This window comes from Deinococcus piscis (assembly GCF_014653275.1).
GTDB classification, from domain to species: domain Bacteria; phylum Deinococcota; class Deinococci; order Deinococcales; family Deinococcaceae; genus Deinococcus; species Deinococcus piscis.
Genome location: NZ_BNAL01000054.1, coordinates 1 through 10538, shown reverse-complemented (window position 1 = coordinate 10538; position 10538 = coordinate 1). Strand labels below are relative to the sequence as shown.

Sequence of the window (10538 nt, the reverse complement as noted above, 5' to 3'; positions counted from 1 at the left end):
CCCTCCAGTGTGCCCCACCCTCCTAAAAAGTGGGGCCGATGTGGAAGGATTTCGCGTACCACTACCCGCACCATCCGTGAGCACCTGGACAAAGAGCTTTTGCTGCGGCCCAAAGGTATCAAGGTACTGAGCCTGTTCTTCATTGACAAGGTAGAGAACTACCGCGCCTACGACGAAGCGGGCGAAGTGGTGAAGGGGCCTTACGCGACCATTTTTGAAGAGGAATACAACCGGGCTAGAAAAGATCCCAGGTACAGCGGCCTGTTCGATGGTGCAGACCTGACCATCCCTGCCGAAGAAGTACACAACGGCTATTTCAGCGTGGACAAAAAGGGCCGTGCCAAGGACACGTCTGGCAGCACCGCTGACGATGCCGACGCTTACAGTCTCATCATGCGCGAGAAAGAGCGGCTGCTTGACCTGAACACGCCGCTGAAGTTTATCTTCTCCCACAGTGCCCTGCGCGAAGGCTGGGATAACCCCAACGTGTTCCAGATTTGCGTGCTGCGCGAAATCGGCACCGAGCGCGAGCGGCGGCAGACCATCGGGCGCGGCCTGCGTCTGGCCGTCAACCAAGGCGGCGAACGGGTGCGTGACGAAGGCGTGAATATCCTGACGGTCATTGCCAACGAGTCTTATCAGGACTTTGCCGATAATCTCCAGAAGGAAATTGAGGATGACCTGCAAATCAAGTTTGGTGTAGTAGAAGCCCATCAGTTTGCTGGAATTCAGGTGGTGACTGAAGGCGGTCAGACTGCGGCCCTGGGCGTTGAGAAGTCTGGAGAGCTACACGCCTACTTGCGGGCAGAAGGCTACTTAGGCAGCGACAACAAGGTGCAGGACAAGCTGCGCCTGGAACTGAAGGCCGAAACACTGCCTTTGCCAGAGCAGTTTGAACCCGTCCGCGCCGAAGTTACCGCCATCCTGAAGAAGATGGCCGGGGGCCTGAGCATCCGCAACGCTGATGAAGGGCGCACCGTGTATCCCAACCGCGCCGTGCTGGACGACCCGGAATTCAAGGAACTCTGGAACCGCATCAAGGCCCGCACCACCTACGAAGTCGAGGTGGATACGGCTGAACTCATCCGCCAGTGCGTGAAGGCCCTGAACGATATGCCCGTGGTACCACGTACCCGTGTACAGACCACGGTCGCTACGCTGGAAGTGAACCGGGGCGGCATTCAGGTAGGCGACATTGAGACTCATGCTCCCATCACCTTGCAGGAGAATGACCTGGAGTTGCCTGATTTGCTTGGCAGCCTGCAAGACCGCACTGAACTCACCCGCCGCACCCTGAGTGCCATCTTGCGTGACTCTGAGCGCCTGGGCGACTTTAAGAAGAATCCGCAAGCCTTCATCGAGATGGCGGCTACCGCCATCAATGCCAAGAAGGTGGGGCTGCTGGTCAGCGGTATCAAGTACAACAAATCTGGTGAGGAATATGCCCAGTCTCTGCTGGAAGACCCTATTCCCACGCTGAAGGACATCCTCGAATCAAAGAAAGGTGCCTACCAGCATGTGATTTACGACTCAGACGTGGAAAAGGCATTTGCTCTGGACTTGGAACGGAACGCCGACGTCAAGGTCTATGCCAAGCTGCCGGGCTGGTTCAGGGTGCCAACACCACTAGGTGACTACAATCCCGACTGGGCTATTTTGCTGCACCTGGACGGCCATGAGAAACTCTGCTTTGTGGCTGAGACGAAGGGAACACTCTGGACAGGTGCTCTCCGTGAAAAAGAGGTTTTGAAGATTGATTGCGGGCGCGAACACTTTGCTGTCCTGGCCGCCGAGTCAGGGCTGCCTCTCAAGTACGATGTAGTGAGTGAGCTAAAAGATGTGTTTGAGAAAGTAGACCAGTAACTTGAAATTTCTCTCCCCAATCATCTTGATTCCCTGCTAACATTCAACCCATGACGGGCAGCAGTAAGTTAGCTAACTGGGGCGGCAAGCGCACAGGCGCGGGCCGTCCCAAGTCGCCTAATGTCACTGTCCGTCTATCTATGCCCCGCAAGGTCTGAGTAATGGTGCAGGCTGACGCAGAGCGGAGCGGCACCGGCCCCAAAACTGAAGCGGTGCGCGTGTTGACCGAACACGTCACAGCACCCCTGTTCCGCAAGTAAACAACCCACCCACCCACAACTGACAGCCACACAGCCCAAGCGCGGGCAAGGCGAGTTCTGGCAACCACTCAAGGAGGCTTAGCCCTTGACCGCCATAACCCCTACCCTCGCCACGTCAACGCCCACCGCGCCAGTCTTCGTAGGCCACGAACCCGAAGGCCGGGCCGTCATTGTCTCGGTGCGGGCGGGCCGCTCTGTCCAGCTCGAAGCCCTCAGCGGCTACGGCAAAAGCGCCCTGCTCGCAGAGCTGGCCCCTGGCCTGCAAACGCTGGCCGTCACCCTGCGCGTGTCCCGTGCTGCGCCGTTCGGTACGTTCCTCGCGGACCTCGCGGGCGAGCTGCTGGCCGTCATGGACTACGCCGCCGTGGTCTTCCCCGTGCAGCCCGAAGGTGCCCGCAAAGCTATGTTATCCCGGCTCTGGCAGCGGTGCGCCTGGGTGGAACTCCTACCGCTGAACAGAGTCGCAGCCCAGGCCTTGGCAGCGCAGAAGACAAGTACCGATCAAACTGTAGAGTGGCCAGTCACAACGCTCACGGTGTCCGGTGAGCCATTTGCGCTAGAGCTGGGTAGCTGAACATGCCGCTCCGAGACGTGACCTTTGCAGCGCCGTTTGCCGAGCTTGCCCGGCTAGACAGCAGCAGCGACAGACGCACACAGCAAAACACTGTGTTGCTGAACGGGCAAAATGACGCTGAGATAGGCCATGCGTAGAGGGCGAGTGCAACGGCCATGAAGACAATCATGCCCCCGGCTCCCACACATCCGGCAGCACCTCTGCCGCCACCTCCCGCAACTTCCAGTCACAGGTGGTCCCTGCACCGGGCCTGGCTCGGCTAAACCTGCCGGTTTCAGGCCCCACGGGTTGCCACACAGCAGTGGTAGAGCATGCTACTGGGCGGCTTCTTCGCGTGAGTCAGGCAGGTCGAATTTCGCCTACATCTGCAGGCACGCCCAGGAACCGCAGACCCCACACCAGGGCAGTAAGAGTGCCCAGCTCCACCCGCTGGGTGCAGATTAGCAGCGGGTGCTTAGGAGTGCCCGGCTTCTTCTGCCTATTCGCTACAGCAGAGTGAGCTAACGCTCCTAAACAGACGGCCAGGGGCATGGTGGGGCATGGTGACATGGTCAAAACAGACCCGAGTGCATGGTCCATGGGGTTATGCTCCGCAGTCACGTTGTACATGGACAAACGTGACCCAAAACACTCCTTAAAGCACCTAAACCGGCCGGTGTGGGCAGAGGTGCATGGACAAAGCGGGCCTAGGGACATGGTGGGGCATGGACAAGCAAGGCCAGTGGGTATGGTCGGGGATGGTCGGGGATGGTCGAATCGAATATATGGGGATGGTCCATGGGGTTATGCCCTGGAGATATGGTGGGGATGGTCAAACACCTCATATCAGTAGATAAAACGGGCGCGAGGAAGTGCCGGGGGATGGTCATGCCACCCCGTAGGGATGGACGGGGGATGGTCACTAAGGCACCGTGGGGGAAAAGGACCTACAGGAGAGGGCAGACAAGTTTGCCCTTTTGGGCAGCTCTTGTTTGTCTATGTAATTGACCAAAGTTGTCAACGAAGATTGACAACACTTGCAGAAAACTCAAAGGGTGTAATTTGAATTTACCGAAGTCTAGAGATGGCGGGGTCTTGAAAAAAGTAAGCGAGAAATCAAGTCGATCCTGACCAATCTAGACACGTGAAAGCCCACTGGATATAATTGCTTCAGAGCCGAGGCTGCGCCGGACCAAAAAAATCCGGCGCAGGTGTTAGTAGCACCGACGCCGACGTTCTCGTAAACGAATTCAACCCAAACCCCCTCACAGGGAGTCGCCCGACGTTCACTTGCCGGGCCGGCTGTGTCCTTAGTGTAGCCATCCTCCCGTATAGCTGCAAGCTATACGGGAATGGAGCCTACCTGCGGTAGACACAGCCATAGCGCTCCCGGAAAGAACGTCCATGCAAACAGCACCGGAACTGCTCACGCCCCTGCGTGCGCACGAGGCTATAGGCCGCCGGGTCAGCCCCTCCACCCTAAAGCGGTGGGTCAGAGAAGGTAAGATCGACGGCCAGAAAATCAGCGGCATTCAGTTCATAGACATGCCCAGCCTGAATAAGTATCTGCAGAGTTACAAAGGCGGTCAGACTTGAGTGGGGCGACCAGCGGATGGCACGAGTCTGGTACCATCGGCACGCCCCACATTTTTCAGCTAGAGGGACAGCTCAGCAACCACACGCCCATTTACCGCAACCAGTTCAAGCAGCTGCTGGAACTTCTTCATGGAGGCATTGCTGGGGGCGTGATCGAAGAACGGTTTATCAAGGCAGGCCGGACCCGTAAGGGCTGGCTCAGCTGGCCTGAGCTAAAGGGGCTAGGGTCTGCTGGAGATACCCACGGCGCAGACGCTTACTTCGGAGTAGCGCGGCGCGTGGATACCTCCAGCGGCGGCGTTGGGAACCTTCTCCCCTTGGACTGCCTCTGGTTCGAGATTGACCTGGGCGACCTCGCACACCTACCCCGCTTTGGCGGCATGAGCAAGGCTGAGCTGCTCCAGGCCAGCCCTGAGCTGCTGGAAGACCTCAAGGGCCGGCTGATGGGCGAAGTGCTCGACACGTGCGAAGCGTTCGAATTGCCCCCCGTAGCCATTGTGGACAGTGGCCACGGGCTGCACGTGTATCTGAGAACTGAAGACACCTTCAGCCCCAAAGAAGCCAAGCAGCTGCTTCTGGCGCTGGCGGAAACATTCGACGCAGACACTGCCAGCGCAGAACCGGCCCGCATCCTGAGACAGCCGGGCACCCTGAACCTGAAGAACCCGGCGCGGCCCTTGCCCGTGAACCTGGTCTATGCCGAGCCTGAAGCACGGGTCAGCACGGAGGCCCTGGAGCGCATTCTGACGGCAACGCCAGCAGCACAGGCCCAGCGAGACGAAGTGCAGCGCCCCACACCGGCCCCCAGGCGGCCCAGGAAGGCCAGCGGAAAGGGTGGGCAGACTCGCACCCTATACCGTGAGACGGTCACGGTCAGAGAGATTCTGGAGCGGAACGGCTACCGGCTGAAGGATGACAAATACCTACCCCCGGCCAGCAGCACCGGCAACGCGGGCGTGATGATTCTTGGGGGTGCTGACGGTCTGGAGCGGGCGCTGAGCTTTAACGGGTCATGCCCCCTGAATGACGCTGAAGGGCGGGCCTGGAACGCCTATGACGCCATGCGGATTCTGGAACACGGCGGGGATGAGCGTGCGGCAGACAGAGCGGCCCGCTCTGAACTCGGTATCGGCGGCGGGCGGGATGACGTGACCAGCCAGCCCCCAAGCCTCGACATGAACACGGTCAGGCAGCAGTGGGCCATGAACCCGGAAGCCTATTTGAAGCAGGTCACGGCGCATCTGGACAGCCTCGACATGCACCACCGCGCCAGGGCCGGGTTAAAGAAGATGGCAGGCCACCTGGCCGGCTTTGCGGCCCAGGGCCTGCTGGCGGAATGGCGCGGCCTGGCCCGGCTGGAGGTGGGCGGGCTGAACGGCTGGCATAACAAAGTGAACCCTACCGACAACTACCAGAACACCGCCGGCAAGATGAAAGCCCTGGCAGAACTGGGCGCGGTCAGCCTCATTCCAATTGACCCGGCCCACCCTGGGCGCGGCGTGGTCATCTGCCTGCCAGAGAACCCGGCAGGCGTGGCCCTCAGCCGACCTGCAGGCGACACCTTCCGACCTCAGACGCTGGAAGTGCGGCGCAGCACAGAGAAGCAAAAAACAGCGGCTGAGACGGAAGAAAAAGTTATCACTAAGGTACTCCCTAGCCCTAGCAAAAATACCTTAGTGATAAACCCAGAACCCCGTAAGCGGCGGCGGCAGCAAGCGGCGGCCCGACTCTCTGGTCTGCTTATCGCTCAGGCGGTCACCCCGAAAGCTGAACCCCAGCGGCTGGCGGAAGACCTCGGCATGACGGCGGCGCAGCTGAAGGCCCAGCAGCTGGAACTGGCAAACATCACGGGCGGCGCTCAGAGCTTTAAAGACCAGTACTGGGCACTGATGCTTGACCAGCAAGAAGCAGTCAGGGCGGCCTACATGAACAACCTTGAACGCGAGCAACGCCAGTTCAGCGTGGGGGCGACCTTTGCCAAAACTGAGCAGCAGCGGGCCTACAGCCGGCGGCGGGCAGAGCGGGCGGCGGCGCAGCTGGAACGGCTGAGGGATGGGGAAAGCCCCTACTACCTAGATGTGAAAGAAGTTCGGGTTCTACAGGCCGTATCTCTCCCTAGCAAAATCGGGTTACCGTCGTCGGCTTCCCGTCTACGGTAACCCGTCTCAGACCTCCACCCAGCTTCTGCTTGGGCTGATACTTGGCGTGGTGATCTGCGGCAAGACACCACTCTGGATCAGAGTCGTGGAGCGGATTGTTAAGTAGTAAGTGCGTTAGCGGTCGTACCAGGGGTTATCACGGGACCCATCCCCCTCATAACTGGGCATAGAGTCGAAACGTCCATCGTATGTGCGCACCATTCCATCCTGATTGGCCCCCGGACCACGTTCCTGTCCCTTTCGCCTTGTACGGCCTGCTGCATGCGTAGGTGGCTTGTGAAACCCCTTATCAGTGATTTCGAGGCCGCTAATAGGGCATTTCCCTGCTTCGGGCGATGGTATTTCTCCTAGAAGTGGTGTGAATTCATTCAAAGCGAAAAGTGTCAGATGATGCAGGCCACGGGTTACGCACGTGTAGAGCAGCGAGCCGTCGTATGGCATGGCAGGGTTATAGTGATCAACATCGGCATTGACGACAATAGCTGCGTCAAACTCCAGTCCTTTGGCCACGCTGATAGGTACGATAGCGACGCCCCCAGCGTAATCCTCGAAGTCCTTGGTACGGCTATCAACTTTGAAAGCTGTCTTCGATTTGGAAACCCGTTCATACAGATTGCTGGCTTCGGCAGGGGAGCGCGTCACAATACCGATATTCTTTGCCCCCTCTCTTTGCAGCCGTCTCACTTCATGTGTCAGAAGGGGCAATAAATGGTTTTTGGTGCTATAGCGGACAAAATGTACAGGGCTGCCGGGGCGGGGAACCGCTTCGGCTTTGAGCGCGTTCGGCGCTACCCGTTCCAGAACGAAGTTCCCCAGGGCAGTGATTTCCTGTGTGGTCCGGAACGTTTGAGTGAGTTCCTCAACTTCGTCTTCGCCTGTGCCAAAGGTTTGGCAGACCACGTCCCAGCTGCCAATCCCCCGGTAACGATGGATGCCCTGACGCAAATCGCCAAAAATGGCGGCGCGACCAGCGGGTGTATAGCGCCTCAGCAAGGCGTACTGAAGAGGCGAGAGATCCTGTCCCTCATCCAGCACAAGATAATCGAATTGCCCGCTGGAGCCGAAGCGGTCGCGTAATGCTGCATCGTTAGGTCGAACGCCTTCCAGCAAGATCTTCAACGCAAGAACCAGGGGCAGTTCTGTCACATCCGTCGGCTCGAATGGTCGGGTGCCGTCCTCACCCACTGGCTTCGGAGTGCGGTGCAGCGCTTCAGTTGCCACTTTCAGAGCTGGACCCGTGAAGATACGCGACGCCGCCGCACTAACTTTCTGCTCATCGGAAACCAAAAGCAGGTAGGTATCCCAGGCTCCAGTAGTTGGAAGCAAACCTTCTACCAATTGTCCCAGTCGCTGAGTAAGGCCTTTAACCTCGGAAATCCAGACTGCCGGGTCCTGCCCCTCCCGTTCCGCCAGAAGAGCCACTTCTTTCGGCAGCGCTTTTTTGATCAGTCGGTTCACTTCTGTCTGCAGATTGGCCCTGAGACTCTTCCAGTCCGCCTCTGCCGGCTCTCCCCGCCACTGCTCCACAAGTTCCCGCACAGAAGCTAGAGACAGCTGCAACACGGGGGCCGCCTGACCGGTGGCTGTCAAGTCTTCTGGTCCACATTTTCCTGTAGAGGAACCAGTCCTGGGCAAGTTGGCACTCAGATCAGCCAGCTGTCTTGTGAGATGGTCAGCCAGCAAATGCCGCAAGACCATCTGCATTTCCTGCCGACCACGCATACCAGCTTTCGCTATGGCAGCCTGCTTCTCACTGACATCGGACTTAGGGTCAAAGATGATTTTGGCAGTCTCATCACCGAGTTGCCGAATGCGGCGTTCTCCCTGGTTGACAACCCTCTTCGCCCAGTCTTCGAGAGTTGTTTGGAAGACGTTATTCACACCGGCACGCGGTAACAATTGCTTGAGATACCCCAGCAAGAAACTGTTCGGCACGAACACGGCAATTTTCTTCTCGTTGATTTCTCGGCTGCCGACTCTCTCCTTGTGAAGCATGCTGGGAATCCGATGGTAGGCGATGGCAGTCTTACCACTGCCCGCTACGCCGTTGACCACTAGGAGCCTGTCTGTCGGCCAGGACATCAGCTCATCTTGCCGCTCAGAGATGGTTGCCAGTATGCTTCTGGCCTTGGCACTGGCTTCCCGCCCCAATTGGTCAACCAGATATTCCTGTCCCAGTTGCGCGAATACGTCGGTGGTCTCCTGCTCAGTTCCTTCGCCGTCTGCAAGGGGCATCACGTCAGAGAGAGCAGTGATAATCCTCTGCTCAATTTTCAATTGACGGCGAAGAAGCTGATAAGCCGTGCGGACTGCGCCAGAGTCCGAGACAATTTCCACTTCTCGCACCTGACGGTGCTGAATCTGCTGGCGCAGAGGGGAGCCAATCCCGCAGATATACGTGTCCGGCAAGCGAATATCGTGGACACCTTCGCTTAGGCAAACGTCTTTAACGCTGCCATCCTCGTATCTCAGTCGTAAACGCATGAAGTAGGGGTGGTCAGCCACCGAACGCAGACTGTCCAAATCCATGCCTTTGAACTGGGCGACTTGGTAAAGATCCATTTCCTGACGTTCCAATTTCCCGATTTTGGCGTCTATCTCTTGGCAGGTTTGACCGAGGCGGCCTACCTCTTCTGGGTATGCGGGATGGGTATGCGGCATAGCAATGCTCCTTGGAAAGATTGAGATATCTTCATCTTCCCAAATCAGCTGAGATTTTGTGGCTCATTTGCGCTCTGTACCCTACACGCCCCAGACCGTCAAATCCGAAAGGGCTTTTTCCGAAGCCGGCTCAACAGGCATCGTACCCGTACGTTACAGAAATGATGGCCGGTGCACTTAAAACATGGCTACCAAGCTCCAGCGACTCACTGAGAAGTTAGAAACGCCACGAGCCCAGCGTGAACTCCCCAAGCGCCGCTTGGCCACCTGCCGCAATGAGTACGAAACGGCTGCCCTGACGCTGGACATGCTGGGTGTGGACGCAACACCAGAAGCAGCGCGGGCGGCACTTCCAAACGTCCCGGAGGATGAACTCACCCGTATCCTCGAGGCCAGGCAGCGGATGAGCCATTAGTCTGCTTGCGCTCCGGCCCGTGCCCGGTGCTACAATCTCGCTTAACCCGATGGCCGAGTAGCCAAAGGGAAACCCCCCGCATCAAAGGATGGCCGTCCTAGCGAGGGGTTACGTCAAAACTAAGTTGCTTCGTTTTTTAAGGACGAAAGCAACGCGGCTTTCGTGCGTCCAGTGTACGCGGCTGGGCGGCCTGGGTCAATATCCCAGGATAAGCGCGTCGAGGTGATCATGACTCTGGAGCATTCTCCAAGTCGTATAAGTCTTAGGGACCCCAAGCAACAGACACCAGACTCCCGAAAGACTGAGACAGAATCTAAATCTTCTCCCTTTCTCAAGGCCTTCCTGGCACGTCAATCATGTGACAATCCGAAATCAGCCACTGGCCCACTGTTTGATCTGCTGTCCAACCTTTCCCAGCAGGGAAGTACTCCTGCTCCTGCGCTCACAGCTGTAGATGTATTACCTATACCCGCTTCGTTGCCCCGCGTAGACGACGTGACCACCCTTCATATCCCAACGCCCAGGAATAGCAGTAGCAGTGCGGGTGCGCTGGAGTTGAACCCCCTGGACACCCTGACCGAGTGCCTGGACACCGCCGAGTGCCCGGCCACCGCCCGCCGGATTTACCGGCTGCTGTTTCGCATTGGCCTCACGGTCCTGCGTCAGCGCGGACTGCACGAGCAGCACGCGACCCAGGTCAGCTTCCACTTGCCGCTCGACCTCATCGCCGCCCACTTGGAAGTGAACCGCTCGACGGTCTGGCGCAACCTGCGCCCGCTGGAAAAGGCCGGGGTACTGCACCAGCGCGACCACTACGGCACCCTGCGCGGGCAGACCGCCGTGACCGGCAAGGTCTGGGCGCTGTCCTTGCGTCCGCACGAAGTCCTGGCTGGAACCCGCGAGCGGGTGCGGGTACGCCACGATGACCTGATCGGCGTGCGCTGGCGTGACCTCGATGCGGACGCTAGAGCGGGCCGCACCGCCTGGGCCGAGCTGGAACGGGTCAGGTTGGGCAAGGCAGAAGAAGCAGA

The 10538-nt window shown here is 58.5% G+C and carries 7 protein-coding genes; 6 read left to right on the top strand and 1 reads right to left on the bottom strand.

Annotation, left to right across the window (positions count from 1 at the left end; all coding sequences use genetic code 11):
* From IE158_RS12785 to IE158_RS12770, 4 genes are all read left to right on the top strand, one after another.
* Positions 1–1863, top strand: a 1863-nt coding sequence (locus IE158_RS12785) for a restriction endonuclease (RefSeq protein ID WP_229839121.1), incomplete at its 5' end; no start/stop codon positions are given.
* Positions 1864–2208: 345 nt separating this feature from the next.
* The gene (locus IE158_RS12780; RefSeq protein WP_189644099.1) at positions 2209–2697 is read left to right on the top strand and encodes a hypothetical protein; all 489 of its coding nucleotides are present in this window, start codon (positions 2209–2211) and stop codon (positions 2695–2697) included.
* Positions 2698–4080: 1383 nt separating this feature from the next.
* Positions 4081–4272: a MerR family transcriptional regulator gene (locus IE158_RS12775; protein WP_189644098.1), complete on the top strand. Its 192-nt coding sequence runs from the start codon at positions 4081–4083 to the stop codon at positions 4270–4272.
* A complete protein-coding gene (locus IE158_RS12770) occupies positions 4269–6431 on the top strand; it encodes a DNA-primase RepB domain-containing protein (protein ID WP_189644097.1) in 2163 nt (720 codons plus the stop codon). The genes IE158_RS12775 and IE158_RS12770 overlap by 4 nt, the downstream gene beginning before the upstream one ends.
* Positions 6432–6545: 114 nt before the next feature.
* Here the strand turns inward: IE158_RS12770 and IE158_RS12765 are convergent, their stop codons facing one another.
* Positions 6546–9092 carry a helicase domain-containing protein gene (locus IE158_RS12765; protein WP_189644096.1) on the bottom strand — a complete coding sequence of 849 codons (2547 nt, stop codon included), beginning with the start codon at positions 9090–9092 and terminating at the stop codon, positions 6546–6548.
* A gap of 184 nt (positions 9093–9276) precedes the next feature.
* Between IE158_RS12765 and IE158_RS12760 the strand changes: the two genes are divergently transcribed.
* Together IE158_RS12760 and IE158_RS12755 are read left to right on the top strand one after the other, a co-directional pair.
* On the top strand, positions 9277–9507 hold the full coding sequence (locus IE158_RS12760) for a hypothetical protein (RefSeq protein WP_126352910.1): 231 nt from the start codon (positions 9277–9279) through the stop codon (positions 9505–9507).
* A gap of 477 nt (positions 9508–9984) precedes the next feature.
* On the top strand, positions 9985–10538 hold a 554-nt coding region (locus IE158_RS12755; protein ID WP_229839120.1), incomplete at its 3' end, for a hypothetical protein.